Annotated in this window: 27 protein-coding genes and 7 pseudogenes; 13 read left to right on the top strand and 21 right to left on the bottom strand. The window is 57.8% G+C overall.

Annotation, left to right across the window (positions count from 1 at the left end; all coding sequences use genetic code 11):
• The first annotated feature begins 9 nt into the window (after positions 1-9).
• The 6 genes from N7E01_RS13720 (at position 10) to mazF (ending at position 2118) form a co-directional block, all read left to right on the top strand.
• On the top strand, positions 10-297 hold the full coding sequence (locus tag N7E01_RS13720; protein WP_289173261.1) for a type II toxin-antitoxin system HigB family toxin: 288 nt from the start codon (positions 10-12) through the stop codon (positions 295-297).
• A complete protein-coding gene (locus N7E01_RS13715) occupies positions 294-707 on the top strand; it encodes a helix-turn-helix domain-containing protein (RefSeq protein ID WP_289173260.1) in 414 nt (137 codons plus the stop codon). The genes N7E01_RS13720 and N7E01_RS13715 overlap by 4 nt, the downstream gene beginning before the upstream one ends.
• 32 nt (positions 708-739) lie before the next feature.
• The gene (locus N7E01_RS13710) at positions 740-994 is read left to right on the top strand and encodes a DUF4160 domain-containing protein (protein WP_289173259.1); all 255 of its coding nucleotides are present in this window, start codon (positions 740-742) and stop codon (positions 992-994) included.
• Positions 991-1476, top strand: a complete 486-nt coding sequence (locus N7E01_RS13705) for a DUF2442 domain-containing protein (RefSeq protein WP_289173258.1) — start codon at positions 991-993, stop codon at positions 1474-1476. Before N7E01_RS13710 ends, N7E01_RS13705 begins: the two co-directional genes overlap by 4 nt.
• Positions 1477-1549: 73 nt before the next feature.
• A complete protein-coding gene (locus tag N7E01_RS13700) occupies positions 1550-1792 on the top strand; it encodes an AbrB/MazE/SpoVT family DNA-binding domain-containing protein (protein WP_289173257.1) in 243 nt (80 codons plus the stop codon).
• A complete protein-coding gene (gene mazF, locus N7E01_RS13695) occupies positions 1792-2118 on the top strand; it encodes an endoribonuclease MazF (protein WP_289173256.1) in 327 nt (108 codons plus the stop codon). Before N7E01_RS13700 ends, mazF begins: the two co-directional genes overlap by 1 nt.
• 161 nt (positions 2119-2279) lie before the next feature.
• On the opposite strand, the gene N7E01_RS13690 is transcribed toward mazF, so the two are convergent.
• The gene (locus tag N7E01_RS13690; protein WP_289173255.1) at positions 2280-2510 is read right to left on the bottom strand and encodes a HigA family addiction module antitoxin; all 231 of its coding nucleotides are present in this window, start codon (positions 2508-2510) and stop codon (positions 2280-2282) included.
• A 54-nt stretch (positions 2511-2564) separates the two neighbouring features.
• On the opposite strand from N7E01_RS13690, the gene N7E01_RS13685 reads away from it, so the two are divergent.
• The 3 genes and pseudogenes from N7E01_RS13685 to N7E01_RS13675 all read left to right on the top strand — a co-directional run bounded on the left by N7E01_RS13685 (position 2565) and on the right by N7E01_RS13675 (position 3560).
• Complete coding sequence (locus N7E01_RS13685; RefSeq protein WP_434089585.1) at positions 2565-2828, top strand: type II toxin-antitoxin system YafQ family toxin; 264 nt, start codon at positions 2565-2567, stop codon at positions 2826-2828.
• A gap of 179 nt (positions 2829-3007) precedes the next feature.
• Positions 3008-3178, top strand: a pseudogene (locus N7E01_RS13680) (type II toxin-antitoxin system HigB family toxin); the annotation flags it as partial.
• A 1-nt stretch (position 3179) separates the two neighbouring features.
• Entirely contained in the window at positions 3180-3560 is a 381-nt protein-coding gene (locus N7E01_RS13675) for a helix-turn-helix domain-containing protein (RefSeq protein ID WP_289173254.1), read from the top strand.
• On the opposite strand, the gene N7E01_RS13670 is transcribed toward N7E01_RS13675, so the two are convergent.
• Positions 3552-4574, bottom strand: coding sequence for a hypothetical protein (locus N7E01_RS13670; protein ID WP_289173253.1), 1023 nt, complete (start codon positions 4572-4574; stop codon positions 3552-3554). The genes N7E01_RS13675 and N7E01_RS13670 overlap by 9 nt on opposite strands.
• A 173-nt stretch (positions 4575-4747) precedes the next feature.
• Between N7E01_RS13670 and N7E01_RS13665 the strand changes: the two genes are divergently transcribed.
• The gene (locus N7E01_RS13665; protein WP_289173252.1) at positions 4748-6211 is read left to right on the top strand and encodes an IS5 family transposase; all 1464 of its coding nucleotides are present in this window, start codon (positions 4748-4750) and stop codon (positions 6209-6211) included.
• A gap of 598 nt (positions 6212-6809) precedes the next feature.
• Here N7E01_RS13665 and N7E01_RS13660 read toward each other — a convergent pair.
• The 3 genes and pseudogenes from N7E01_RS13660 to lptF all read right to left on the bottom strand — a co-directional run bounded on the left by N7E01_RS13660 (position 6810) and on the right by lptF (position 9339).
• Positions 6810-7157 (bottom strand): DUF2325 domain-containing protein, encoded by a 348-nt coding sequence (locus N7E01_RS13660; protein WP_350494857.1) that lies wholly within the window; start codon positions 7155-7157, stop codon positions 6810-6812.
• Positions 7158-7191: 34 nt separating this feature from the next.
• Positions 7192-8160: a CysB family HTH-type transcriptional regulator gene (locus N7E01_RS13655; RefSeq protein WP_289173251.1), complete on the bottom strand. Its 969-nt coding sequence runs from the start codon at positions 8158-8160 to the stop codon at positions 7192-7194.
• Positions 8161-8239: 79 nt separating this feature from the next.
• Positions 8240-9339, bottom strand: a pseudogene (gene lptF / locus N7E01_RS13650) (LPS export ABC transporter permease LptF).
• A gap of 54 nt (positions 9340-9393) precedes the next feature.
• On the opposite strand from lptF, the pseudogene N7E01_RS19520 reads away from it, so the two are divergent.
• The 3 genes and pseudogenes from N7E01_RS19520 (at position 9394) to N7E01_RS13625 (ending at position 12181) form a co-directional block, all read left to right on the top strand.
• Positions 9394-10942 (top strand): annotated as a pseudogene (locus N7E01_RS19520) (leucyl aminopeptidase).
• A gap of 15 nt (positions 10943-10957) precedes the next feature.
• Complete coding sequence (locus N7E01_RS13630) at positions 10958-11404, top strand: DNA polymerase III subunit chi (protein WP_289173247.1); 447 nt, start codon at positions 10958-10960, stop codon at positions 11402-11404.
• Positions 11405-11476: 72 nt separating this feature from the next.
• Complete coding sequence (locus tag N7E01_RS13625; protein ID WP_289173246.1) at positions 11477-12181, top strand: Bax inhibitor-1/YccA family protein; 705 nt, start codon at positions 11477-11479, stop codon at positions 12179-12181.
• Between the two features lie 57 nt (positions 12182-12238).
• On the opposite strand, the gene N7E01_RS13620 is transcribed toward N7E01_RS13625, so the two are convergent.
• The 16 genes and pseudogenes from N7E01_RS13620 to N7E01_RS13545 form a co-directional block, all read right to left on the bottom strand.
• Positions 12239-12826 (bottom strand): PIN domain-containing protein, encoded by a 588-nt coding sequence (locus tag N7E01_RS13620; protein ID WP_289173245.1) that lies wholly within the window; start codon positions 12824-12826, stop codon positions 12239-12241.
• 49 nt (positions 12827-12875) lie between these two features.
• Positions 12876-13461: pseudogene (gene recO / locus N7E01_RS13615) on the bottom strand (DNA repair protein RecO).
• Positions 13454-14341, bottom strand: a complete 888-nt coding sequence (gene era / locus N7E01_RS13610) for a GTPase Era (protein WP_289173244.1) — start codon at positions 14339-14341, stop codon at positions 13454-13456. Before era ends, recO begins: the two are co-directional and overlap by 8 nt.
• Complete coding sequence (rnc, locus tag N7E01_RS13605; protein ID WP_350494856.1) at positions 14283-15092, bottom strand: ribonuclease III; 810 nt, start codon at positions 15090-15092, stop codon at positions 14283-14285. The genes era and rnc overlap by 59 nt, the downstream gene beginning before the upstream one ends.
• Positions 15092-15977 (bottom strand): annotated as a pseudogene (lepB, locus tag N7E01_RS13600) (signal peptidase I). The gene rnc and the pseudogene lepB overlap by 1 nt, the downstream one beginning before the upstream one ends.
• 17 nt (positions 15978-15994) lie before the next feature.
• Positions 15995-17785: pseudogene (gene lepA / locus N7E01_RS13595) on the bottom strand (translation elongation factor 4).
• 117 nt (positions 17786-17902) lie between these two features.
• Complete coding sequence (locus N7E01_RS13590; protein ID WP_289175815.1) at positions 17903-19384, bottom strand: Do family serine endopeptidase; 1482 nt, start codon at positions 19382-19384, stop codon at positions 17903-17905.
• 29 nt (positions 19385-19413) lie between these two features.
• Complete coding sequence (locus tag N7E01_RS13585) at positions 19414-20424, bottom strand: MucB/RseB C-terminal domain-containing protein (protein WP_289173243.1); 1011 nt, start codon at positions 20422-20424, stop codon at positions 19414-19416.
• The gene (locus N7E01_RS13580; RefSeq protein WP_289173242.1) at positions 20421-20912 is read right to left on the bottom strand and encodes a sigma-E factor negative regulatory protein; all 492 of its coding nucleotides are present in this window, start codon (positions 20910-20912) and stop codon (positions 20421-20423) included. The genes N7E01_RS13585 and N7E01_RS13580 overlap by 4 nt, the downstream gene beginning before the upstream one ends.
• A 12-nt stretch (positions 20913-20924) precedes the next feature.
• Positions 20925-21527 carry an RNA polymerase sigma factor RpoE gene (gene rpoE, locus N7E01_RS13575; protein ID WP_289173241.1) on the bottom strand — a complete coding sequence of 201 codons (603 nt, stop codon included), beginning with the start codon at positions 21525-21527 and terminating at the stop codon, positions 20925-20927.
• Between the two features lie 96 nt (positions 21528-21623).
• A complete protein-coding gene (locus tag N7E01_RS13570) occupies positions 21624-21998 on the bottom strand; it encodes a hypothetical protein (RefSeq protein ID WP_289173240.1) in 375 nt (124 codons plus the stop codon).
• Entirely contained in the window at positions 21982-23211 is a 1230-nt protein-coding gene (gene fabF / locus N7E01_RS13565) for a beta-ketoacyl-ACP synthase II (protein ID WP_289173238.1), read from the bottom strand. Before fabF ends, N7E01_RS13570 begins: the two co-directional genes overlap by 17 nt.
• A gap of 143 nt (positions 23212-23354) precedes the next feature.
• Entirely contained in the window at positions 23355-23594 is a 240-nt protein-coding gene (acpP, locus tag N7E01_RS13560) for an acyl carrier protein (protein WP_185778498.1), read from the bottom strand.
• Between the two features lie 177 nt (positions 23595-23771).
• Positions 23772-24512: a 3-oxoacyl-ACP reductase FabG gene (gene fabG, locus N7E01_RS13555; protein ID WP_289173236.1), complete on the bottom strand. Its 741-nt coding sequence runs from the start codon at positions 24510-24512 to the stop codon at positions 23772-23774.
• Between the two features lie 5 nt (positions 24513-24517).
• A complete protein-coding gene (fabD, locus tag N7E01_RS13550; RefSeq protein ID WP_289173235.1) occupies positions 24518-25450 on the bottom strand; it encodes an ACP S-malonyltransferase in 933 nt (310 codons plus the stop codon).
• Positions 25451-25508: 58 nt separating this feature from the next.
• Positions 25509-26491: pseudogene (locus N7E01_RS13545) on the bottom strand (beta-ketoacyl-ACP synthase III).
• Positions 26492-26495 lie beyond the last annotated feature (4 nt).

Here is a 26495-nt window from a genome sequence, read left to right as displayed (position 1 = left end):
ACTGGCCCCATGAAAATCATCAGCAACAGCGCCCTGCGGGCTTTCGCTGCCGATCATCCTCAGGCCGAAGCCCCCTTGCAGGGATGGCGGCGGGTGATTGAAAAGAACCGGTTTGCCAACTGGGTCGAGCTCAAAGCCGCCTTCAATGCAGTGGACAAGGTCGGCGAGTTGGTGGTGTTCGATATCGGCGGCAACAAGTACCGTCTGATCGCCTACATCCGGTTCGAGAAGCAAATCGTGTACATCAAGGCGGTGCTCACCCACCGGGAATACGACAAAGGAGCATGGAAATCATGAATGCAGCTATCGACGTGAAGCACCTGCTCCCCGTCTGGGAACAGTTCCGTGCCGCCACCGATATCGCCCCCATCCGGGACGAGGCCCACTACGCGCGGATGACCCAAATGCTCGAAGCCTTGCTGGACGAGACCCGGGGCGATGAAAACCATCCCGCGATGGGCTTGGTTGACATCGTGGGCGACCTGATCGAGGACTACGAAGCCGAGCATCACCCACTGCCCGAGACCACCGGCGTGCAAGCCCTGAAGCTCCTGATGGAGCAGCACGGACTCAAGCAAAGTGACCTCCCCGAGATCGGCAGCCAAGGCGTTGTCTCTGAAATCCTCACCGGCAAGCGCGACCTCAATATTCGGCAAGTGCGGGCACTGAGCGAGCGTTTCGGCGTTTCGGCCGCGACCTTTGTGTAAAAAATTGCAGTGCCAGGCGCGTCTCTCACTCAATGCAAGTAGTGATGGAGTTGCCACCTGCCGGCACGACCAGGCGCCAGTCGTGTTGCGCCCGGTTGTATTCCATCGACGACCACCCGTCACCCCATGTCCATGTCAAGCTACGCGATGGGCGCGATTGCACGGTCGATCTCGATGACTTGTCGATTAAGGGACGGGTGGCGGAACGAGAAATACGCGAAGCGCTGATCTGGATCGAAGCGAACAAGGATTTCCTGTTCGACGAATGGCGAAGGAACAACCCATGAGTGACTACTTTTTCCCGAAACTGCAGGCCGTTGAAGCCCTGGCGCCGTATCGCCTGCGTACCACCTGGAGCACCGGTGAAGTGCTGCGGGTCGATGTCGGCGACATCCTGCGCAAGACACCCGCACTGTCGGCCATCCTGAAGCCGGAGATTTTTGCGCGTGTCCGCATTGCCGAGCGGGGTGGCAGTATCGAGTGGTTCGACACCGAATTCGGCGAGGACAACGTCTATGCCTGGGCCAAGGAACAGGCGGGCGAAGTCAGCCACGAGATGTTCGACGGCTGGATGCGCCGCAACGATCTTTCCCTGACCACGGCTGCAGAGGCTCTTGGCATCAGTCGGCGCATGGTGAGCTACTACCGTACAGCGCACAAAGCCATCCCGCGCGCCAAATGCAGGGTTTGTTGCTTGATCGCAGCGGCAAGCGCGGCGCGACCGCTGGCAGTCAGAATCGCCATTGGGGGCTCCTGTAAATTCAGTTAATACTTTTGTTGATACTTCTGTGAAGATCGCCTACACTTTGAACGTATCTACAAATGTTTCTACGGAGTCAGTCATGGCACATCAGATTGTCAAAAAATGGGGCAATAGCCCAGCCATTCGCTTGCCAGCTGCCGTGATGGAGGCCGCACACCTGACGCTTGAGCAAGCGGTTGAGGTGCGTGCCGAGAACGGCCGCATCGTCATCGAACCCGCAACTCCAACCTATAGCCTGGACGATTTGCTGGCGGGTATGACGGACAAGAACCGACACACCGAGCAGGACTTCGGCCTCCCACAAGGGCAGGAGTTGCTCTGATGGGCGCTTACGTCCCTGAAGAGGCCGACATCGTCTGGCTGAACTTCACCCCACAAAGCGGACACGAGCAGGCCGGTCGTCGACCTGCCGTTGTCTTGAGCCCGAAGGCTTACAACCAGCGCTCGGGGCTGCTGGTCTGCGTGCCGATCACGAGCCAGATCAAGGGTTACCCTTTCGAAGTGGTGCTCAGCCAGAGCGGGGCAAGCGGTGCAGCCCTGGCCGACCAGGTCAAAAGCCTTGATTGGAAAACCCGCCAGGCAGAGAAAAAGGGCTTGCCACCGCGCGCGAAATGGCCGAAATCAAGGCCAAGATCAAGGCGCTGCTGACGCTTGCCTGAGGTGCAGGCCTCCAATAAGCTCACGGGTTTGCCGCCACGAGGACGCGGGCCAGGTCAACCTGGCCTACCCCTGGTTTTATTGCGCTTGGTGATACTAGCAAGGCGGGCAACCCCGAAAGTTACCCACCAGCCCATCCATAGCTTGGTGGATTAAGCGGGCACACCATGCGCCGGCTCGACCTGCAGTTCACGCCCTGAGCGCTCGGCCTGCCAAAGATCGTAATCAGCCTGCATCTGCAGCCACATAATTGCTGTGGGCGCCGGAATCCATTTGGATAGACGGATAGCAAGATCAGGCGTAACACCGGCACGGCCATTGATAAAACGTGAAAACTGAACTCGCGACACACCAAGCTGTCTGGAGGCCTGTGTAACCCACATTCTTTCAGGAGACTGCCGAGGCCTATAATCGACCCAGCACACCCGCCACGCGTCCTGCCTTCGGGCAGGGTTCTGCCTCACGGCAGACGTGCTCGTTCCGGGCGCTACGACATGAAACGGCTCAACGCAGCGATGCTGCTGTTGATTGCCAACGACGCACCGCTCGGCGCGGAATGGCTGGATCACCCGCTCAAGGGCGATTGGGCCGACCACCGGGAATGTCACATTGGCGGTGACTTTCTGCTGATCTACCAGATCGAGGACGATATGATCAACTTTGTCCGCAGTGGTACGCACTCGGATCTTTTTGAGGAATAGACAGTCGGTTCTACTGCTCCCGTGTTCTGACAGAACCTCGGAAACACCCTGACGCAGGCGGTTGAGCAGGAACATCGGTTGCGGCACCGCGATGGGCGCGATTGCACGGTCGATCTCGATGACTTGTCGACGAAGGGACGGGTGGCGGAACGAGAAATACGCGAAGCGCTGACCTGGATCGAAGCGCGAGCATCCTAAAGAATCGCCGCGTGGTGTTCAACATCAAGGGCAACGATTACCGGCTGGTGGTCTCTGTTGCTTACCACTACCAAGCGGTCTATGTGAAGTTCATCGGAACCCACAAGGAATACGATGCCGTAGACGCCGAAACTGTAGAAATGGAGGTCTGATATGGACATTCGCCCGATTCGAACCGAAGAGCACTACAAGGCTGCGCTACGCGAACTCTCGGCCTACTTCGACAGTGAGCCGGCCCCCGACACACCCGATGGCAATCGTTTTGAGATTCTTTTGACGCTTGTAGAGGCCTACGAGTCGAAGCACTACCCGATTGATCTTCCCGATCCGGTCGAAGCCATCAAGTTCCGCATGGATCAGGCTGGGCTGACGCCCAAGGACCTGGTGCCGGTCATTGGGCGGCTGAATCGGGTCTATGAGATTCTCAACCGCAAACGCCCGCTGACGCTGAACATGATCAGAAACCTACACGAGAAACTGGGGATTCCTGCCGACTGTCTTATCCAGCCTCCAAAAATAAAATCGCTAGCCTGACGGGGGTCGACAGTACAGCCGATCATGCATCTCGATAAGACATGGCGTGTTACTCCTGGGATGCAGTGAATGCGGGGGATGGGGTGCTGGCGCTCGGCAAAGCACTGGGCGTGCAACGGCGTCGCGGCCCAGGCACTTGGCAATGAGCTTTCCAAGGTGAGGCTCTCTCGTTCCGGGCGATACGACATGAAACGGCTCAAAGCAGCGATGCTGCTGTTGATTGCCAACGACGCACCGCCCGGCGCGGAATGGCTGGATCACCCGCTCAAGTGTGCAACCAGGGGCTGTCGGCTCATTTTCTTCTGCGTCGCCCGAGCCTGCTTGCGCGAGATCCCGTCGCTGGAAATGCTCAATAACAACATCCTCCAGCGGTGCCTGAGGGTAAAGTCGGGCAATCGCCCCTTTGAGCTTTTCCTTCAGCGCCTCATCCAGCGCAATGACCACCCCCGCCGGCCCACGGAAATGACTGGCATACGTTTCGGATTTCCATTGGCGAGCCTGCTCGCGAGCCATTTCGGCTTGTTCAAAGCGACGGTCAGCGGCATTGCTCAGCCGGCACAGATACAGGTAAAGCGCACGGCCGTGTTTATCCAGTGCGGTCTCTACCGTTTTACCATCGATTTCATCGGCATCGAGCAACAAGGACTTGACCACCTGGCAGCCATAGTCATCGGCAAGCAGCAGGATGCGATCTGCCGCATCTTCCAGGTGCTTGCGCGTAAGCCCCGGCAATGTTGCCACCGCAGCAAACAGACTGCGCTTGTAAAGTGCGCCCACGCTGTTGTCCCAGTCCACCTCGGGCAACCGCTGTGCGTGCTGCAACCATTGCGTAATCAGCGGGCGATGCGAGACCTGCCGCACCAACGTCACAAACCGCCCCATATCGGGCAGGATGTCCGGGCCCCCGTCGCAGACACGTGGTTTTCGTGGTGTGCTTTGGCCCGCTTCGCTGGTGCTAGCAGCGCATTCTGTAGCGACCGGTTCGGGACGATTCGTTACATCGATTGCGACCATCTTTTGGCTCCTTGGTGGAAAAGAATGAGTTTTATTATTGCGCGATTGGTTAACTAGTCGGACCTGAATAATCCCCACAACCCGCATAAACACTGATGATTAGTGCAATTTCCGATACCCGGAACTCCCGGTTTGTTGTCCAATAGAGGCTATTTTCTGGGAGTTTTATTTCGATGTTTGCCTGCCCTGCCACCGATGATTTTTTCCGTTCTCGCATTGATCAGATGATTGACCTGCGTCATCCGTTGGCGGTGTTGTCCTCGCGCATGCCGTGGCAGGAGCTTGAGGCTCGGGTGTCAAACTTGTTTGTTCGTAAAGCGCACGAAGGGGTGGCGATGCCGGACCTGGATTTGTTTGGTGAGAAGCCGCAACGTCAGTCTTCGCGCAGCAACGCGGGTCGCCCACGTGTGCCGCTTCGGATCATGATTTCGCTGCTGTATCTGAAGCATGCGTTCAACGAATCGGATGAGGGCGTGGTTGAGCGCTGGGGTGAAACCCCAACATGGCAGTTCTTTGCGGGTCAGGCGTATTTTGAACATCATCGTCCTTGCGATGCCACCACGCTGGTGAAGTTTCGCAAGCTGTTGGGCGAAGAAGGGGTTGAAGAGTTGCTGGCACAGACCATCAACGTGGCCGTCGAACTCAAGCTGATCAAGCCCCAGGAGTTGAGCCGCGTGATTGTGGACAGCACCGTGGAGGAAAAAGCCATTGCACACCCCACGGACAGCCGCCTGTTAGAGACCGCGCGGATCAAACTGGTGGATGCCGCCAAAGCGGTGGGCATTTCGCTCAAGCAAACCTTTGCCAAAGAAGGTGCACAACTGAGCCGCCAGGCGGGCCGTTATGCCCATGCCCGCCAGTTCAAACGCATGCGCCGGGCCATTAAACGTCAGCGGACCATTGTGGGTCGCTTGTCGCGTGAGATGGATCGCAAGGCCAATGTGCTCGGTCAGGCGGTACGCGCCGCCCTGGATGAGGTCTTGAGCAAGGCAAATCGTATCGCGACCCAAAGCGCTCAGCGCAAGAGCGTCAAAGGCCAGCCCAAGCTGTACGCCTGGCACGCCCCGGAAGTCGACTGCATCAGCAAGGGTAAAGCGCGTCGGCCCTATGAGTTCGGTGTAAAGGTCGGGATTGCCAGCACGTTCAAGGGCAATTTGATTGTGGGAGCACGGGCGTTTCATCGTAATCCATACGATGGGCATACGCTCAATGAGCAGCTTGAACAGGCCACGATTCTGATGCAAGACTGTGCGGCGCAGGCTCCAGACACGGTCTTTGTAGACCTGGGTTACCGGGGCATGGATGCCGACAATCCGCAGGTGCGCATTGTGCATCGAGGCAAGCCCAAACGGCTGACGGCGCTGGAACGAAAGCAGCTGAAACGCAGACAAGCCATTGAACCGATCATCGGCCACCTGAAAGCGGATCACCGCATGGATCGCTGTCACCTTAAAGGTGAAGAAGGTGACCGGCTGCATGCCGTGTTGTGCGCGGCGGGCTACAACCTCAAATGGCTGCTGCGTATGATTGCCAAGAAGGGGTGCCCTTCTTGCATGCGCTTTTTGCGCCTGAAAAAAGGCACCGCCGTGAGGACGTTGCTGACGGCATTGGCGTGGGAGGGGATGCTGACCGGTTAAACCGTCATCGCAGCGTCATGCAAAGACCCATGTTGGCGGCGTGACGCAGCGTCTTGAATGGCCGTTTTCGGCCAAAATGAATAAATCAGCATCGACTTTTTAGGTTTTAAAGATAGCTTCAAGGAGTGATGGCGATAGACACGTGATGGCAGAATAGGTCGGACCGACGCGAGGAAAACCCGATAAGGAAAATGAGCCCCGAGCTCGATGTTCAGATGAGGACCTCGTCGTAGCGGATTCCATCAGGGCCAGCAGGCTTATAGCCTGCACCAACAGGCCGGATATAAGACTGCATCCTGACCTTTATGCCAAATCGTCGAAATCAGCTTGACACTCCGGGAGGTGTCCATATAAGGTTCCTTAAGTTTCAAATAATGCTTAAAAAAGCCGCGCAGGTTTGCGACGGCTTCAAGAAGACGGGAAACGGGGTGGGGGCCAAACGGCTGGGCAGCCCGGCAAGCACTGACGCCTGCACAACCGGCCCCGGCATGGGTCAGGTGGCGGCCCGGCCCCCGCCAACCACGACGATATCAATGCCATCGCCTAACGTTATCTGGTCCAGGGTCATACCATTCGGACAATGTGACTACCGACAATGTCACGGGTGAGTTCTTCGCCCAGACGGGCAGCCTTCGCAATACCCGCACTGGCTCAGGGCCTGCTTCATGCAGCACACGGACCGGCGGCAGGCTACCACCCTTACGCCCGACCGCTGGGCCGCTGCCCGGAACGTTTTCATGACGTTGTGGCCCAGAAAATCCGTCAATAAAATCAGTAAATCAGCCCCTGTAGGCAGTTGAGGCGTTTTTTCTGGTGGGCGGAATGGCGGCCGCTGATGTGCTGCATGACAGCGATGTTGTGGCCTTTGAGCAGGTCGGGGATATTGCCCAGACGATCGGCGCCAACGATAACGGCATTTACGGCAACAGACATGGTTTCCTCGCAACGAATTAGTATTCGCTAACGATAATCATTATCATTTACTGTGTCAATAGATTGGGTTCTTCGGGAATAGCGCTATCAATGGCCTGCTGGACGACGTCGCGGGTCAGATCAGCGGCCATCATCTGCAAAAACACATACACATAGTCACGCAGGAACACACCTGACTTCACGGCCACCCGCGTGACGTGGCGCCCGAACAGGTGGCCTACCGGAATGCCGACCAGGTCCTTGTCGCGCCGCGGATCAAACGCCATGCCGGCGATGATGCCCACGCCCAGCCCCACATCGACGTACGTTTTGATCACGTCGGCGTCGATGGCTTCCAGAACGATATCGGGCTGGATGTCTTTTTGTGCGAATACCTCATCGATGGTGCGACGCCCTGAAAACTGGCGGTCATAGGTCACAATGGGGTACTGCGCCAATTGCTCCAGCGACAACGAACGGGCCTGGCTTGAGGTCAACCCGGTCAGCGGGTGGTCGGGCTTGACGACCAGCACGTGCTCCCACTCATAGACCGGCAAGGCGGCCAGCCCGGGTGTATGTGCCAGCGACTCCGTTGCAATCGCAAGGTCGGCCTGTTCGTGCAGTACCATGCGCGCCAAAGTGGTTGGGTTGCCTTCGGCCAGCGACACGCGTACCTTGGGGAACTGGGCGCGAAACCCCGGAATGACCTGGGGCAACAGGTAACGGGCCTGGGCGTGGGTGCAACCAATCACCAGGCCACCTTCGTCGCGCTGGGCAAATTCATCGCTGACCTTTTTAAGGTTGTCGACTTCACGCATGATGCGTTCGACCACCTGGGCCACGGCGGCGCCAGGCTTTGTCAGGCCGCGAATACGCTTGCCATGGCGCTCGAAAATCTTGATGCCCAGCTCGTCTTCCAGTTCAATAATGGACTTGGAGACGCCTGGCTGCGACGTGAATAAGGTACGCGCGGCTTCGGTAAGGTTGAAATTGCGCCGAATGGTTTCGCGTACGAAGCGGAATTGCTGAAGGTTCATGATGTGCCCCGGTTATGGGACACAATTATATGTAATAAAGGCCGTTTTCTTAATTACTTTTATGTATTAGCTTGTGCCATCACGACGAACGTGGCGCCTTGACACGCAGCTTGCGCCACATCATGAAGACCATCAGGCCCAGAAATACCGCATGTACCAGCCAGACACCGATACTGAAGCCCAACTGACCGTTACCAATCCAGCCGCGCGACAGGTTGATAAGATTCATGTACAGCAACCCGACCAGGCCGGCCAAAAGAATGTCACCCGAACGCCCCAAGCGCGGGTTGACTGCCCCCAGCGGGATCGCCAGCAGGGCCAGATTCAGGGCCGCGAGCGGCAGGGCCAGACGCCACATGATTTGCGAATCGGCATGCGCCGTATTGTCTTGCGCCAGTTGCAGCGTTGGGCGCGCCTTGATTTGTTGCTCGGCAATGGTGCGCATGGCCGCAGGCGTTGAGGCCTCGGCATTGCGTTCAAGACGAAAACCGTAACGTTCAAAATCCAGCATGCGAAACTCGTTCTGACCGGGTTTAAGGTCATAACGATGGCCTTGCGACAAGACCAGAAAGCGGTCACCGTTGGGCTCAACGTCAATGCGGGCGCTGTTGGCAGTGACCACGCTAAGCCATTCGGGGTCAATGACGCGGGCCACCACTTTGCCCAGTTCATCTTCCGGCCGGACAGGGTCTTCGGCAAAAACACGCGCGCCCCGCCCTGGGTTTCAATGAACTGGCCCGACGTTACCTTGGACAAGTCAGAGCGTTGCTCGTAGCGCTGACGGTATTCGGCAATGTTGCGGTAGGCCCAGGGCGAAGCGAACAGCGTCAGGAAGGCAATGATCAGCGCCGCGGGAACCGCACAACGCATCACCGGCCCGACCCAGTCTTTAAGCGACAGGCCACTGGCAAACCAGACCACCATTTCAGATTCACGAAAATTGCGTGTCACCGTCGTTAGCACGGCAATAAACAGCGATACCGACAAAATTACCGGCAAGGCGGTAATGCTGGAAAACGTGGCCAGGCCGAACACCACATCGGCGCCGATACTGCCGTTGGCGGCCTCGCCAAGCAGGCGCACCAGCAAGACGCTCAGCCAAACCACCAGCAGCGTCGAAAAAATGACGCCCGCATGGCCGAGGATTTCGGAGACTACCGACCGCTTGAATAGAGACATAAGAAAAAATGCGAGATAATCAGCAGCATTCTACTGACATTAACCAGGACCACCATGGAATTCAGCACACACACCACCAGCACGTTGCACACCCTGAAAACACCGGCACTGGCCGTAGGCGTTTTCGAGGACAGCGTACTTACCGATGCCGCCCGATCGCTTGATGACGCAGCCAAGGGCGCGATTACTGGCGCGTGCAAAGACGAGTTTACCGGCGCAAAAGGCAGCCATATCGTGTTGCGCAACCTGGCCGGCGTCAGTGCGCAGCGCGTTATTTTAATCGGGTTGGGCAAACAAGACAGCTATAACGCCAAAGCGCATGCCGCCGCCGAACACGCTTTTGCCAGCTATTGCGTAAAAGCCAAAGTCACCGAGGCCGTTTCCGCACTGGCCAGCACAGAATGCAAAGGCAGTACGCTGCAGCAACGCGCCCAGGCGCTGGCCACGGCAGCCACGCAGTCCACCTATCATTACGACGCCACCCTCGGGAAGGCGAACAAAAAGCCCGCCCCCAGCTGAAGCACATGGGCATCTGGGTGCCTCGCGCCGATTCGGCCGAAGCAAAGCGCGGGCTGCAGGCGGGCCAAGCCATTGGCAACGGCATGTTGCTGGCACGCCAGCTGGGCGACCTGCCCGGTAATGTATGTACCCCGAGCTATCTGGGCGAAACCGCGAAAAAGCTGGCCAAAGCCCACAAAACGCTTAAAACCGACGTCCTGGGCCAGAAAGAGCTGGAAACTCTGGGTATGGGGTCGTTCCTGTCGGTTGCCAAAGGTTCGGATCAACCCCGGTCTTTATCGTGATCAAATACACCCCGCCGGGTACAGCGGCTAAAGGCGGTACCGACAAGGCGGCTGCCGAAAAAGGCGGCAAAGCCGTCAAGGTCAAGGCAAAAGCTCCCCTGGTACTGGTTGGAAAGGGCATTACCTTTGACTCGGGCGGCATTTCCATCAAGCCGGGTGCCGGCATGGACGAAATGAAATACGACATGTGCGGGGCCGCCAGCGTGATTGGCACGATGCAGGCCGTTGCCGAACTGGGCCTGGACCAACCCGTGGTCGGTCTGGTACCCGCCTGCGAAAACCTGCCCAGCGGCCGCGCCAACAAGCCGGGTGATGTGGTCACCAGCATGTCGGGTCAAACCATTGAAATTCTGAACACTGACGCCGAAGGCCGTCTGATCTTGTGTGACGCCCTGACCTACGCCGAACGCTTCAAGCCGGCCGCAGTTGTCGACATAGCCACACTGACCGGTGCGTGCGTGGTGGCCCTGGGCCACATCAACACGGGCTTGTTCAGTACCGACGACGCATTGGCCGAGCAATTGCTGACGGCGGGCAAGCAAACCGGCGATACCGCCTGGCGCATGCCACTTGACGACGACTACCAGGAACAACTGAAGTCGAACTTTGCCGACATGGCCAATATCGGCGGCATGCCTGCGGGCTCGGTCACGGCCGCCTGCTTCCTGTCGCGCTTCGCCAAAGCCTATCGTTGGGCCCACCTGGACATCGCCGGCACCGCCTGGCGCAGCGGCAAAGACAAAGGGGCCTCCGGCCGCCCGGTGCAGCTGCTGGTCCAGTTTCTGATGAACCAGGGCTAACGCGGGGCGGCGCGCATGGCCCGAATTGACTTCGCCTTTGGCGCACCCGACCGGCTGCGCATGGCCTGCGACGTGGTGCGCAAGCACCACGCGGCCGGCCGGCCTTTACTGGTGTATTCACAAAACAGCGGGCGGCTGAAACAGTTTGACCGCCTGCTGTGGTCATTCGAGCCTACTACCTTCATTCCCCATGTCGCTGTCGACGATGAGCTGGCGCCGGTCACCCCGGTGCTGCTGACCAGCACCCTGCCCACACCCGAACAGCACCCCCGCCATGCCGAAAGCCCGGTATGGCTGCTGAACCTGGATGACAACGCGCCGGAAACCGCCACACAATTCCAGCGCATTCTGGAAATCGTCGACAACAAACCTGCTGAAGTACAAAACGCCCGCCAACGCTGGAAAACGTACAAAGAGGCCGGCCACGACCTGCACGCGCATGATGTGTCGGCGCGGGCATGACACACCTTGATTATTCAGCTGAATGTCAGTAATCTAGGCAGTGTTTCAGTTTCACTTCCCAAAGGATTCATAATGAGCGACGTTCGTCAACCCTCATACGCCAACCCGCAGTATGGCGCCTCCGCCGAGGTTGTGCGTAATCGCGTTCTGCGCAACACCTACTGGCTGCTGGCCGTATCACTCATCCCCACCGTACTGGGCGCTTTTGTCGGCTTAACGTCGGGCATCAACTCTTTCATGGCTGCCAGCCCCGGCATGAGCACAATCATTTTCCTGGTCGGCGCTTTTGGCCTGATGTTCCTGGTTGAGCGCAACAAAAACAGCAGCCTGGGTGTCGCCCTGCTGCTGGCCTTCACCTTCTTCATGGGCATCATGCTGTCGCGCCTTATCGGCTTTGTGCTGGGCATGGGTAACGGCGCACAGCTGATCATGCTGGCCTTTGGCGGCACCGCAGCCGTCTTTGGCGCCATGGCCACCGTCGCCAGCACCACCAAACGCGATTTTTCACACCTGCAAAAATTCTTGTTCATCGGTGTCGTGATCTTGCTGGTGGCTTCGGTAGCCAACATCTTCCTGCAAATTCCCGCGCTGGTGCTGACCATTTCAGTCATGGCCATCGGCCTGTTCTCGGTACTGTTGCTGGTTGACCTGCAGCGTATCGTTAACGGTGGTGAAACCAACTATATTTCAGCCACCCTGGCCGTCTACCTTGATCTGTACAACATTTTCGCCAACCTGCTGATGCTGCTCGGCATCGTCGGCGGCGACCGCGAATAACTGTTAATTTATCCGCAGCGGCCGTGCACTAACTGCCGGCCCTGCCCCAAACGGCGCCTACCCGGCCGCCAACAAGCGATTCAACCGAAACAACCGCTCCCGCCTCAACACCTCTGCCAACGGCCCCGCCTCGCGCCCAACCGCCGCAAAATCACCCTCGATTTCACGCAAAGACCAGCCCACCATCACCGGATCTTTCAACCAGCAGCGCACCAGCAACTCATCCGGGTCCAGCACACCCAAACCAAACCCGCGCAACTCAGAACGGTTGAAATCCTTCAAATTACGCGTCACCACCGCCACCTCGGCCCCAGGCAAGCGCTCACGCACCGCACGGCCTGCCGCAACCACATGCCAATCCTTGGGATCACTACGCCGCAACCCCTCTTTATACAGCCCCACATCCCCCTGATCTGCATCCGGATAATCCTCTTGCAACTGATCCCATTGCGCCGCGATATCCGCCGAATCAACCGCCCAGATTCGCGCCGCATTACGTCGCCACTCATCGCCAATCACCGGACTCCAGGCGGGCCGGAACAGACCACGATCGACCAGACGCAGCAGCACACGACGCAAGACATTCGAAATCAATACACAGGTATCCAGAACCACAACGGCAGGAACAGGCTTTGATGCCGGCAAAAAGGAATATTCGTGGTCTGACCCCGATTGATACGATTAATATTGCTTTTCACAACCGCTGCAACGCCATCAAGACCTGACGCGTGCGCAAAGGCCGCCCGGCCAACAGTTCGTCGAGCCGTTCGCGCAGCTGCCGTCGCAGGGCAGGCTCGGTGACCGGATCATCAAAGTCTGGCGGGTCATCCTCGACCCCATACCCGGTTTCCTGCAGCAAAATCCACTCAAAGCGCCGCAACGCCGCCGCAGCACCACCACCTGCCGCAAGCTGGATCAGCGCCGCATCATAAGCATCAAACAACTGCGGGTACGGGTCTTCACGCGGCAACAAGCGCAGAATCAGCTCATTCAGGTACCACGCTGACATAAAGGCCTTGCCCGACAACGGACGTATGCCAGCGGATTCGGCGCGTGTCAGGGTTTTGATTTCATTGGCGCCCGTCCAGGACAGCAGCAACGGCTGAAAGCCCCCAGAACCGGACGCAACACCGAATAGGGCCGCTTCGCCCCTTGGCCACCAAGGCCACTTGCCCGTAATCGCGCGTAAAAACCTGGATCAACAAGGACGTTTCGCGCCACGACGAGGCATGCAGCAAATAGCCGCCCGCCTCAGAGACGCGAGACGCCCGTTTACTCATACCCGAGTTCGCGCAGCGCTGCCTCTTTGTCGGACCAGCCCTTGCGAACCTTGATATACACCTCGAGAAACACCGACTTGTCGACCAGTTTCTCGATGTCCTGACGCGCCTCGGTAGCGATACGCTTCATGTGCATGCCGCCAGCCCCCAGCAAAATGGGGCGGTGGGTTTCACGCTCGATAACCACGCAAGCCGCAACCCGCACCGATGTGTCGGTTTCTTCCCATTGCTCGATGACGACAGTACAACCATAAGGCAGCTCATCGCCCACCAGACGGAAGATTTTTTCGCGAATCAGTTCCGACGCAATGAACTTGACCGAGCGGTCAGTCAGGGCATCCGGCTCGAACATCGGCTCGCCTTCAGGCAGGCGCGATGCAATTTCAGCCAGCAAATTATCAAGCTGGACCGCTTTGGCAGCACTGACCGGAACCACGGCGTCGTAGGGGAACTGTTCCATCAGGCGGCTGACATAGGCGAACATGGCGTTCTTGTCTTTCAGTGTATCAACCTTGTTGACCACCAGAATGGTCTTGCCACCCTTGGGCAGCAATGGCACCAGACGGGCGTCGCCTTCCGACCATTTCCCCGCCTCAACCACATGCAGCACCACATCAACGTCGGCCAACGCCTGCGTGACGACACGGTTCATCATGCGGTTCATGGCCCCGCCATGACGCGTCTGGAACCCGGGCGTATCGACAAACACAAACTGCTCATGGTCGCGCGTAAGCACGCCATTGATACGATGACGTGTGGTTTGCGCCTTGCGCGACACAATGGAAATCTTGCTGCCGATCAGGGCATTGGCCAATGTCGACTTACCCACATTGGGGCGCCCGACGATGGCAACAAAACCGCAGCGAAATGGAGTAGTCATTTGGAATCCTGTGGCACGGCGACCGGAAGGGACAGCTGCGTGCTTTTACGGGCCTTACGCCCTGCCCCTTTACCGGCCCCAACGCCTGGATAAGGGTAATGATCTGGGTAGCGGCCAGTTGTTCGGCGGCACGCCGGCTTGAGCCGGAGGCCATCACCTTGAGATCGAGCTTGGGTACGGCGCACTCGACATCGAACATCTGGCTATGCGCGGCACCCCGCGTGGCCACCACTGTGTACTGCGGCAAGTCGAGTTTGCGACCTTGCAACAGCTCTTGCAACAGGGTTTTCGGGTCTTTACCCAGTGTTTTGGGGTCAACCTGGACCAACAAGGGTGTGTACAACCGCGTAATGACCGCCCGCGCCGCATCAAAACCACCATCCAGGAATACCGCGCCAAAAATGGCCTCGAGGGCATCGGCCAGAATGGAAGGCCGTCGAAACCCACCGCTTTTGAGCTCGCCCTCACCCAGCCGCAAATAGTTCGACAGGTTCAGCCCTTGGGCAATGTCGGCCAGCGCTGACTGCTTGACCAGATTGGCCCGCAGGCGGGACAGATCTCCCTCATCGACCGTCTGAAACTGCTGGAACAGCAACGCCGCCACAACGAAGTTAAGTATGGAGTCGCCCAGAAATTCAAAGCGTTCGTTATGACGCGCATTATGACTGCGGTGCGTCAGCGCCTGATCCAGCAAGGCCGGGTCAGAAAAGCGGTAATCCAGAGCAGACTCGAGTGCGGTGAGTGCAGTCATCAATCAAACCGGCCAATACGACCCAGGTCGCCAAAATTCATCCAGATGAAGAACGCCCGGCCCACAATATTCTGCTCGGGTACGAACCCCCAGTAACGACTGTCAAGACTGTTGTCGCGATTGTCGCCCATCATGAAGTAGTGGCCTTCGGGCACCACGCAACGCATACCCCCGGAAAGTAATCGCACTGATCACGATAGGGAAAATCAGAAATGGGCATCAGATCTTGCAACGAGCGCTTGTTCAGCAAGATTTTGTGCGTCTCGTCATCTATCGTCTCGATGTACTGACTGACATACGCCGAACGATCGGGTTCGTAATAATCGCCATCGGGCGTGTGCGGCACTTCCTTGCCATTCAGGTACAGCGTTTTATTGCGGTACACGACCTCATCGCCCCCGACAGCAACGACGCGCTTGATGTAATCGATGGACGGATCAACCGGGTAACGAAACACCACCACATCGCCACGCGAGGGCTCGCCAACCTCAATGATTTTCTTGTCAATGACGGGCAGGCGAATACCGTATTCGTACTTGTTGACCAGGATCAGGTCACCGTTTTGCAACGTGGGCAACATTGAGCCCGACGGAATACGGAATGGCTCGACAATGAACGATCGCAACACGAACACAAACAGGATTACCGGAAAAAACTGACGCAGTATTCAATAAACCATGGCACCCGGTGCGCTTTGTCGTAAGCGGCCTGGCGCAACCGGGCTGCCTCGATGGACCCCACCCCGGTCGGGGCGGCATCGTACACCGCCATTTCAGCCTCGGCCTTGCGACGACGACGCGCCCTGAGCCAGAAGAAATCAAGAGCCCACACCGCACCGGTAATGACCAGCAGGACGAACAGAATTAACGCAAAATCCCAACTCATTGACGCACGCCCTACCCTTATTTGTCTTCGACTTGAAGGATCGCAAGGAAGGCCTCTTGAGGGATCTCCACGTTGCCGACCTGCTTCATGCGTTTTTTACCGGCCTTCTGCTTTTCGAGCAGTTTCTTTTACGACTGATGTCGCCGCCATAACATTTGGCGAGCACGTTCTTGCGCAACGCCTTGACGCTTTCACGGGCGATGATTTCGGCACCGATGGCCGCCTGAATTGCAATGTCGAACATCTGACGCGGAATCAGGCCACGCATTTTGTTGCACACCTCGCGGCCGCGATAACGTGCATTGGTACGGTGAATCATCATGGACAACGCATCCACCCGGTCACCGTTGATCAGCAAGTCAACGCGTACCACGTCAGACGCCCGATATTCTTTGAACTCGTAGTCCATGGACGCATAGCCGCGCGATACCGACTTGAGCCGGTCAAAAAAGTCGAGCACAATTTCGGCCAGAGGGATTTCGTAGGTCAGGTGCACCTGACGCCCGTGATACGACATGTCAAGCTGAACACCACGCTTGTTGTTGCACAGGGTCATGACCGGGCCAACATAGTCTTGCGGCATGAACAGCGTGACCTTGACAATGGGCTCACGGATTTCAGCAATACTGCCCACATCGGGCATGCGCGACGGGCTTTCAATGGTGAGTACCGAACCATCACGCTGCTCGACTTCATAGACCACCGATGGCGCCGTGGTAATGATGTCCATGTCGAACTCGCGCTCAAGGCGCTCTTGCACGATTTCCATGTGCAACATGCCCAGGAACCCGCAGCGAAAGCCGAACCCCAGCGCTTGCGACACTTCGGGTTCAAACATCAGGGCCGAATCATTCAGCTTCAGTTTTTCGAGAGAATCGCGCAGCTGGTCGTACTCGCTGCTTTCGACGGGGTACAACCCGGCAAATACCGGGGTTTGACTTCTTTGAACCCGGGCAGTGGCTCGTTGGCCGGCTGGTTCACCAACGTAATGGTATCGCCCACTTTGGCATCTTCAAGCTCTTTGATGCCGGCAATCACAAAGCCTACCTCGCCGGCCGACAGTTCAGTACGCGGCAGCGATTTGGGGGTGAATACGCCGACTTGCTCGCACAAATGGGTCGCCCCGGTGGCCATCAGACGGATCTTGTCTTTAGGGCGCAAAACCCCGTTGACAATACGCACCAGCATGACCACGCCCACGTAGTTGTCAAACCATGAGTCAATGATAAGGGCCTGCAACGGCGCGGCCGGATCACCTTTTGGCGGCGGTACCTTGGCGACGACCATTTCAAGAATCTCATCGATGCCGACGCCGGTTTTGGCACTGGCCAGAACCGCATCAGAGGCATCAATACCAATAACGTCTTCGATTTCCTGGCGGGCCGATTCCGGATCTGCCGAAGGCAGGTCCATTTTGTTGAGTACCGGCAACACCTCGACACCCAGCTCGATGGCGGTATAACAGTTGGCGACGGTTTGTGCCTCAACCCCTGGGAAGCATCGACCACCAGCAAGGCACCCTCGCACGCCGACAGCGAACGACTGACTTCATACGAAAAGTCAACGTGCCCCGGGGTGTCAATAAGGTTAAGCGCGTAAACCTTGCCATCGTTGGCTTTGTAATGCAAGGACGCGGTCTGGGCCTTGATGGTAATACCCCGTTCACGCTCGATGTCCATGGAGTCGAGAACCTGCTGGGACATTTCCCTGTCGGCAAGACCCCCGCAACGCTGGATCAGACGGTCGGCCAACGTGGATTTACCGTGATCGATGTGAGCAATAATGGAGAAGTTGCGGATGTGATCCATAAACCGGCAAAAGAAGCCACCCCACCGGGGCGGAAATTTGAGGAAACAACAAGTAAAAGAGGAGCGCGTAATGCGCCCTCGGGGAACTGCTAACGCATTTTAGCTGTTTTATGCGCTTTATTTCGTCGGGGTGACCACGACCCACTGAGACTGGCCGCCACGCTGTACCAGCAAAGCCGCCGCGCGGGACTTGTCAAGACCGCTGACGAGCTTGGCGAACTGGGCCGGATCCTTGACATCGGTGTCGTTGATGGTAAGGATGATGTCGCCCTCGGCAATACCCGACGCCGCTGCCGGACCGCTGGCGGCAGTGACCAGCACCCCGTCGCTGATGCGCTCGCGCTCTTTGACATTGGCAGGAACCGGTGCCACTTTCAGACCCAGGGCATCAGCCGCAGTACCTTCTGCTTTGGACTCTTTTGCGGCGGCGGGAGTATCGGCTTCAAACTCGCCGACTTTCACACGCAAGGTCACTTCTTTGCCTTTGCGCCACACCGACAGGGCTTCACGGGTACCTGGTTTGACACCACCGACCACACGGGGCAAGTCAGACCACTGGGCAATCGGCGTTGAGCCAAACCGGGTAATGACATCACCGGGCATGACGCCTGCTTCGGCGGCCGGCCCACCAGGCTCGACGTTGCTGACCATGGCCCCCTCGGCCTTGGGTAAACCAATGGCTTTGGCCACTTCTTCAGAAACGGGCCCGATTTGTACGCCGATACGGCCACGCGTGACTTTACCGGTAGATTTGAGCTGATCGGCAACCCGCATGGCCTCATCGATAGGAATCGCCAACGAAATGCCCATAAAGCCACCGCTTTGCGACACGATCTGGGAGTTGATCCCGACCACCTCGCCGGCCAGATTCAACAACGGGCCACCCGAATTGCCCGGGTTGACCGCCACATCGGTCTGGATGAACGGCAGGTAATCGCCGGTATCACGGTTGATGGCGCTGACGATACCCGACGTTACCGTTGACTCGAGCCCGAAGGGTGAACCAATGGCCAGAACCCACTGACCTTTACGCAAGGTTTTGGAATCGCCGATCGGCAGTGCCTTGAGGCCCGAGGCTTCGATTTTGATGAGGGCGACATCAGTGCGGGCATCGGAGCCGATAATTTTGGCCTTATGCTCTTTGCCATCGGTGAGCGTCACAAAAATGCTGTTGGCACCGTCAATGACGTGCGTATTCGTCAGGATGTAGCCATCTTCAGAAATGATGAACCCCGACCCGACACCACGCGGCACCTCGCGCTGCGGACCCTGACCTTCGCCCTGCCCTTGCGGCGCATTGCGTTGACGCCCGCCCGGTGGCGCAAAGTCGGGGCCAAAGAACCAGCGGAACATTTCATAAGGGTCAGACCCCGGGCCCATGGGCGAGGAACGCATGGCGACGTTCTCGGTGGTACGAATATTGACAACTGAGCCTTCGGATTTCGCAACGACTTCAGTGAAGTCGGGAACGGACAGTACGGGTACCGCCGCGCTTTGGGCCTGCGCCTGGGCTGCAGTACCGGCAAAGGCAAAGGTACACACGGTAGCCACAGCAACAAAAAATCGCTTGAATGGCCTGTCAACGGAAGCTGAACGAATCATTAAAACTCCTTGGAGTGAAAAACGGCCTACCTGCTTTGGGCAGGGGCCGGCGCAACGTACTGCGTTTGCTCGGCAACCGCCTGCAAGGTTTTTACGGGAACGGCACCCAATGCCGTAACCCAAAAATCACCGATACGCGTACCGTACACATTGATGGCACCATTGCGGGCTGCACCCTTGGTGACATTACGTGAGGCCCTGGCACCATCGTAAGACTCAATGAATACCGAAATGACGGCAAGGCCATCGGACAGCACAAGATGCTTGACACTTTGACCCGACTTCATGGGCCGGGAAATCTGGTTGGCAAACTGAAAGCCGGCAGGACTGTGAACACGCCAGCCAAGGGCGCCGACATCAATCTGTTGTACAGGTACACGGACCTGTTTCCAGTCAGAAAAGTTCCATTGTGACTTCAAACCTTCGGGGGAAACGCTTTCACCGACCTGCAGCAACGTAAACGCGATTTCATCGACCAGTGCGTCACCGTCAAGGGTTTGAGCCTTGACCAGTAATTTTGTCTCGCGGTCGACACAAAACCGGTAACCGTAGCGGTCGGGGCTGCGCGGGTGAACATCGACAACCTGACATTCGCGCCCGGCCACACGGCTGGATTCGGGTTCAAGGGAAAAATGGTAATGATTGACAATATGCCCGGTGTCACCCAGAAACAAGCCGGGGAAGCGATCTGTGCGCGCCTGCTCGACCAGCACCAGCTCTTTGTCGGGGATGAGGCAATGCAGGGTTTCGTTGTGTCGAATGAATTCACGCGGACGGCCATCAAGCACTTCGAGGCGTTCGCGCTCGCCTGTACCATCGACCAGGTGCGTTACCCGGGAAGACTGCATGGTGCCGTCATCCTGGTACGAAAACACCCCGGCATAATCTGTTTTACGCGCGGCTTCCTGGGCTTTTTTAAGCAGCGCTATGGCCTGTTCGGCCTGCCCTGACGAGGTTTGCGCAGCCGCCTCTGCACCGAAAAAACCGCATGCGATCACCGTGGCACACGCCAGAACCCTGAACACACCTGCTTTCATCGGCCTGCCACCCCGCCATGCCACGATACCTGACGCACCGGATTGACGCCTGCGAACTGGCGATGCGCATCGACGTAATCAACCAATGCGGGCTCATCGGCAGACGCGACCACGGTGGCCCCTGACGGCAGAACGCTATCGGGGCCCGCTGTCAGTACAGGAATGAGCATCCAGACCACAGAGGCGACGGCAGCGGCCACGGCAAGACCTGACAACCCCGCCACCCGAGTCGACGTTTTCCGACGAGGCGCAACAATGGGCGGCTCCTGATCGATGGCCCGTGACACACGCGCATAAAACAAATCGGACGGCTGCACCGCAAGATCTTTGCTGCGCATGACATCACCGATAAAGTGATAAGTATCCCAGACCTGCCGCCCATACGGCGTATCGAGATCTTCTGGCCGTAGTTCGCCCTCGCCGTCAACCCACGCAGAGATGGTTTCTTCCCACGCGGATTCGTTGTCTTGGTGCGTCTGAGCGTGCATGTTTTTTACTCCTTACCACCGGTTATGCTCGGTACCGGCTTCAAGAACCGGGCGCAATTGCGCCGCGATCGCTTCACGGGCACGAAAAATGCGCGAACGCACCGTGCCGATTGGACAATTCATGGTTTGGGCAATGTCTTCGTAACTGAGACCTTCGATTTCACGAAGCACAATTGCCGTACGCAGATCTTCGGGCAAGGCATCGATGGCCGCATTGACGGTATCGACAACCTGACGACTTGCCATCAGGGATTCCGGCGTACTGATATCGGTTAGGTTGTCGATTTGGTCAAAAGTTTCATTGTCATCGGTTTCGACAATGCTTGACCCTGCAGGACGCCGGCTGTTGGCCGCTTGCCAGTTGCGGGCGGTATTGATGGCGATGCGGTACAGCCAGGTGTAGAACGCACTGTCGCCCCGAAACTGGGGCAGGGCCCGATAGGCTTTGATGAAGGCTTCCTGAGCCACATCTTCGACTTCGGAAGGCTCACGGATCATGCGAGATAAAAGCCGCATGATTTTGCGCTGGTACTTGAGCACCAGCAGGTCAAACGCCCGTTTGTCGCCGCGTTGCACACGGGCAACGAGCTCGGCATCAACATCACGTTCGGTCAAATTGACCTCCGTTAGGGAACTGAAGATCTTGTGTTACCTGCATACAGAGTTGTTGCCAGGCGCCTGGGGCCAACCCCGGTTTCCAGATCGTGACTTCTAAAAAACATCAGGCCCGGCAGGCCGGGTTTCATGAAAACGCAGGGTGACCCAGAATGCCGATGGCCAGGCCTGCCGCAACTGCACCCCGTACGTACGACCTGGCACCCGATATACCCATGCACCACCACGATAGCCCAGCACACCACGGCGATAACCCGAAACGGGCCGGCAGGATGTGCCTTCCCGACGACGATGGACCCACCCAAGCGCCAGGACGAGTGGCACAACACTACCGGCCACCCAATGCCACTGCGCGGCGGACAACGACGCCAGTACCACCAGGACACAAAGGCCCGCAGGCAGCAACGCCGGGGGCCTTGCCGGCCAGCGCAGCCGCGCTGCCGGTGCGTATACCTTAAACGCGGCGGACAATCATGGACCCGTTGGTACCACCAAAGCCAAACGAATTGGACAGCGCGACATCAATGCGCATTTCGCGGGCCTGGTTGGCGCAATAATCAAGATCGCACTCGGGATCTTGATTAAAGATATTGATGGTGGGCGGCGAAACCTGGTGATGCACCGCCAGGGTCGTAAATACGGCCTCGATACCCCCGGCAGCACCCAGCAAATGGCCCGTCATCGACTTGGTCGAATTGATAACCAGATTTTTGGCATGATCACCGAACGCAAGCTTCAATGCCACGGTTTCGTTCTTGTCGCCCAACGGTGTTGACGTACCATGCGCATTGACATAACTGATGTCTTGCGGGTTTATACCGCCGTTACGCATGGCCATGAGCATGCCGCGACGTGGTCCGTCGCTGTCGGGCGAGGTGATGTGGTGTGCATCAGAGCTCATGCCATAACCGGAAAATTCGCCATAAATGCGAGCGCCCCGCTTGCGGGCGTGTTCATACTCTTCAAGCACCAGCACACCGGCGCCTTCACCCATGACAAAACCATCGCGATCGGTGTCCCAGGGACGCGACGCGGTGGCCGGATCATCGTTACGTGTCGACAGGGCACGCATGGCCGCAAAGCCGCCAATACCCAACGGTGACACTGTGGCCTCGGCCCCGCCGGCAACCATGACATCGGCATCACCGTATTCGATAAGACGCGCGGCGTCGCCGATGGAGTGCAGGCCGGTTGTGCATGCCGAAACCACGGCGTAGCTGGGCCCCTTGAGCCCCAGCATGATGGAAAGCTGACCCGACACCAGATTGATGAGCGAGCCCGGCACAAAAAACGGTGAAATGCGCCGTGCACCACGCGCGAGATATTCGGCCTGTGTTTCTTCGATACGGGGCAATCCACCGATACCGGAACCCACGATAACCCCGATACGATCGGCATTGGCCTCGGTCACTTCGAGACCGGCATCACGCCATGCCTGAACCCCTGCAGCCACACCATAGTGGATGAAGGTATCCATTTGCTTGGCCTCTTTGGCCGTCATGTAGTGGGTGATGTCGAAGTCTTTGACCTCTCCGGCAATTTGCGCATTCAGGCCCGAGGCATCAAAACGAGTGATACGGGTAACCCCGGAACGCCCGTTGACGATGTTGTCCCATGCGCTTTCGATATCGTTACCTACAGGCGAAACAATGCCCAGGCCGGTAATGACGACACGTCGCTTCACGGATGACTCCTAAAATGAAAAAGCGGTTTAAAGCCAACGCCCCGGTCAAAAGACTGACCATTAAGGCCAGTTCAACACAGAACGTTTTCTAGAAACCGCTTGGGCAATTTGCCCCATGGGGGCAGCTTACCGAATCGTTGAAATTATTCTTTGCTATGCGACGTGATGTAGTCAACAGCTTGCTGAACCGTTGTGATCTTTTCAGCTTCTTCGTCTGGAATTTCAGTTTCGAATTCGTCTTCAAGTGCCATAACGAGCTCGACCATGTCGAGTGAATCGGCACCGAGGTCGTCAAGGAAGGAAGATTCGTTTTTGATCTCGGCTTCGTTGACGCCAAGTTGTTCAGCGACGATCTTCTTGACGCGCTGTTCGATGCTTTCCATGCAGATCTCCAAGTGGGGAAAAATTCCCGCGAATTATAGCCAAACGTTTTTAAGCGTGCGTTATGGCCATGACAAAAAAACAGTGTTACCCGGTGTGCCGCATTATGCCGCGCATGCTGTGGCCAGTTATATAGGTAACACCTCTAATACGAACAGGATTTTACCCTGTTCACCTTATTACATGTACATGCCGCCATTGACGTGCAATGTGGTGCCGGTGATGTAGCCGGCTTCAGGGGCAGCCAGAAAGCCGACCGCATTGGCGATATCAGACGCCGAACCCAGCCGCCCGAGCGGGATCTGGGTCAGCAACGCTGCCGTTTGTGTTTCACTGAGTGCGCGGGTCATGTCGGTTTCAATAAAGCCCGGCGCCACACAATTGACGGTGATGTCGCGGCTGCCGAGCTCGCGCGCCAGCGCACGGGTCATGCCGGCAACACCCGCCTTGGCGGCCGCGTAGTTGGCCTGACCGGGATTGCCACTGGAACCCACCACCGACGTAATATTGATGATGCGCCCCCAGCGGGCTTTCATCATGGGCTTGATGACACCGCGGCACAAACGGAATACCGACGACAGGTTGGTGTCAAGCACCGATGCCCAGTCATCGTCTTTCATGCGCATGGCCAGCGTATCGCGTGTGATGCCTGCATTATTGACCAGAATATCAGGACCGCCTTCATTGGCGGCAATGTCGGCCAGCACGGCATCACAGGCCGCTGCATCGGTGACATTCAGCACCACACCGCGACCGCCCGACGCCGAGAGCATGTCAGCAATGGATTGCGCCCCGTTCCCGGAGGTGGCGGTACCGATAACGCGGGCACCACGGGCTGCCAGTTCGAGCGCAATGGCTTTGCCAATGCCGCGCGTTGCACCGGTAACCAGCGCAACCTTGCCTTCAAGTGAGTTTGTCACAACGCTTACCCCTGTAATGTTTGCAACGCCGCATCAAGTGATGCGGGGTCGGTAATCGCCAGACCAACGAGATCGCGATCGATGCGTTTGGTCAGGCCATTGAGCACTTTGCCCGGACCGCATTCTACAACGTGTGTCACACCCTGCGCCTTCATGGCCAGGACAGTTTCGACCCACCGCACCGGATGCCAGGCCTGACGCACCAGCGCATCTTTGATGGCTGCCGCATCGGAGGGCATGGCGACGTCGACGTTATTGATCAGCGGAATGGCAGGCGCACTGACAGGAACCGATTGCAGCGCCTGCTGCAAGACATCGGCGGCCGGTTCAAGCAGACTGGAGTGAAACGGCGCAGAAACAGGCAATACCAGCGCACGCTTGGCACCCGCTTCGCGAGCCAGTTCACAGGCACGCTCGACGGCACCCTTGTGACCGGCAATCACGACTTGCGCCGGCGCATTGTAATTAACCGCCTCAACAACTTCACCTTGCGCCGCACGCAGACAGACATCACGCACAACGTCGTCATCCAGACCCAATACGGCAGCCATGCCGCCGGTACCCACCGGCACTGCTGCTTGCATGGCATCGGCACGCACACGCACCAGCGAAACGGCGTCGGTCAGTGTCAGCGCACCGGCAGCGGTCAAGGCAGAATACTCGCCCAGACTGTGGCCTGCAACCAGGGCGGGCACGGCGCCACCGGCCTGAATCCAGGCGCGATAAACAGCAACAGCCGCAGCCAGCATGACCGGCTGAGTATTTGTCGTGAGGTTGAGCGCATCAACCGGACCCTGCGCGATGAGGGCTGACAGATCCTGACCCAGGGCGTCGGAGGCTTCGGACAACGCGTGCGCAACGGCGGCATTACCCGCCCAGGCATCCATCATGCCAACAGACTGCGAACCCTGTCCGGGAAATACAAAGGCTACTTTCATGTGATTTGTCTCGTGATAGTAAGGTTACCGGCCTTGCAAGACCTGCCTGGCACGCATTTTACATGCGCGCCAGCACCGAACCCCAGGTAAACCCGCCCCCGACACCTTGCATCAGAACCAGATCTCCGGCCTTGATACGGCCGTCACGACGTGCCGCGTTTAACGCCAGGGCACACTGGCCGCCGAGGTGTTGGCATGCTGATCGACGGTGACGACGACTTTTTCAGAGGAATCCCCAGCTTTTTACCCAGGAAACTGATGATGCGCAGATTGGCCTGGTGCGGCACCATCCAGTTGATATCGGACAGTCCGACACCCGCCTGGACACACACATCCTGTGCAGAGCGTGACAGCGCATTGACCGCCATCTTGAAAACCGCCTGCCCATCCATGCGCAAGAACGGGTCGCCCACCACCTGCCCCCAGCCACATTCCCGGCCGCGTGCAAAATGCCCATCTGGCTACCGTCCGCATGCAATTCGGCGCCGATAATGCCCGGTGTCTCGCTGGCCTGGAGCACCACGGCCCCGGCCCCGTCACCAAACAGCACGCACGTTTTGCGGTCGTCCCAGTCAAGAATACTGGAAAACACTTCGGCGCCAATGACCAGTGCCGCACGGGCCCGGCCCGCTTTGATGAAGGCCTCAGCGGTGGTCAAGGCATACACAAAGCCGCTGCAGACCGCCTGGATATCAAAGGCCGCACCCTGCCGTACCCCAGGCTGGCTTGCACCAGACAGGCTGTGCTTGGAAAAATGTAATCGGGTGTCGACGTTGCCACGATGATCAAATCAATGTCGGCAGCAGCAACACCGGCATCGTCCATAGCCTGCTGTGCCGCCTTTGTGGCCAGCATGCTGGTTCGGGTACCCGGGTCTGCCAGATGACGCTGACGGATACCCGTCCGCTCGACGATCCACTCGTCAGAGGTTTCGATCCCTCGTGTCGCCAGTTCGGCGGCCAAATCAGTGTTGGTAACGGCCCGGGGCGGCAAATAGCCGCCGGAACCCGTAATTTTGGCAAAAGACATAGTGGCTTCCATGAGG

The sequence above is a fragment of the Neopusillimonas aromaticivorans genome (assembly GCF_030344915.1).
In the GTDB taxonomy this organism is placed as follows: domain Bacteria; phylum Pseudomonadota; class Gammaproteobacteria; order Burkholderiales; family Burkholderiaceae_B; genus Neopusillimonas; species Neopusillimonas aromaticivorans.
The sequence above is the reverse complement of the archived record's forward strand: the minus strand, read 5'-3'. Positions and strand labels throughout refer to the sequence as shown.

Coding starts and splice junctions, on each gene's coding strand:
- N7E01_RS13720 (WP_289173261.1), top strand. CDS start 10: ATGAAAATCATCAGCAACAGCGCCCTGCGGGCTTTCGCTGCCGATCAT.
- N7E01_RS13715 (WP_289173260.1), top strand. CDS start 294: ATGAATGCAGCTATCGACGTGAAGCACCTGCTCCCCGTCTGGGAACAG.
- N7E01_RS13710 (WP_289173259.1), top strand. CDS start 740: ATGCAAGTAGTGATGGAGTTGCCACCTGCCGGCACGACCAGGCGCCAG.
- N7E01_RS13705 (WP_289173258.1), top strand. CDS start 991: ATGAGTGACTACTTTTTCCCGAAACTGCAGGCCGTTGAAGCCCTGGCG.
- N7E01_RS13700 (WP_289173257.1), top strand. CDS start 1,550: ATGGCACATCAGATTGTCAAAAAATGGGGCAATAGCCCAGCCATTCGC.
- mazF (WP_289173256.1), top strand. CDS start 1,792: ATGGGCGCTTACGTCCCTGAAGAGGCCGACATCGTCTGGCTGAACTTC.
- N7E01_RS13690 (WP_289173255.1), bottom strand. CDS start 2,510: ATGTGGGTTACACAGGCCTCCAGACAGCTTGGTGTGTCGCGAGTTCAG.
- N7E01_RS13675 (WP_289173254.1), top strand. CDS start 3,180: ATGGACATTCGCCCGATTCGAACCGAAGAGCACTACAAGGCTGCGCTA.
- N7E01_RS13670 (WP_289173253.1), bottom strand. CDS start 4,574: ATGGTCGCAATCGATGTAACGAATCGTCCCGAACCGGTCGCTACAGAA.
- N7E01_RS13665 (WP_289173252.1), top strand. CDS start 4,748: ATGTTTGCCTGCCCTGCCACCGATGATTTTTTCCGTTCTCGCATTGAT.
- N7E01_RS13655 (WP_289173251.1), bottom strand. CDS start 8,160: ATGAACCTTCAGCAATTCCGCTTCGTACGCGAAACCATTCGGCGCAAT.
- N7E01_RS13630 (WP_289173247.1), top strand. CDS start 10,958: ATGGCCCGAATTGACTTCGCCTTTGGCGCACCCGACCGGCTGCGCATG.
- N7E01_RS13625 (WP_289173246.1), top strand. CDS start 11,477: ATGAGCGACGTTCGTCAACCCTCATACGCCAACCCGCAGTATGGCGCC.
- era (WP_289173244.1), bottom strand. CDS start 14,341: ATGACTACTCCATTTCGCTGCGGTTTTGTTGCCATCGTCGGGCGCCCC.
- rnc (WP_350494856.1), bottom strand. CDS start 15,092: ATGACTGCACTCACCGCACTCGAGTCTGCTCTGGATTACCGCTTTTCT.
- N7E01_RS13585 (WP_289173243.1), bottom strand. CDS start 20,424: ATGAAAGCAGGTGTGTTCAGGGTTCTGGCGTGTGCCACGGTGATCGCA.
- N7E01_RS13580 (WP_289173242.1), bottom strand. CDS start 20,912: ATGCACGCTCAGACGCACCAAGACAACGAATCCGCGTGGGAAGAAACC.
- acpP (WP_185778498.1), bottom strand. CDS start 23,594: ATGGAAAGCATCGAACAGCGCGTCAAGAAGATCGTCGCTGAACAACTT.
- fabD (WP_289173235.1), bottom strand. CDS start 25,450: ATGAAAGTAGCCTTTGTATTTCCCGGACAGGGTTCGCAGTCTGTTGGC.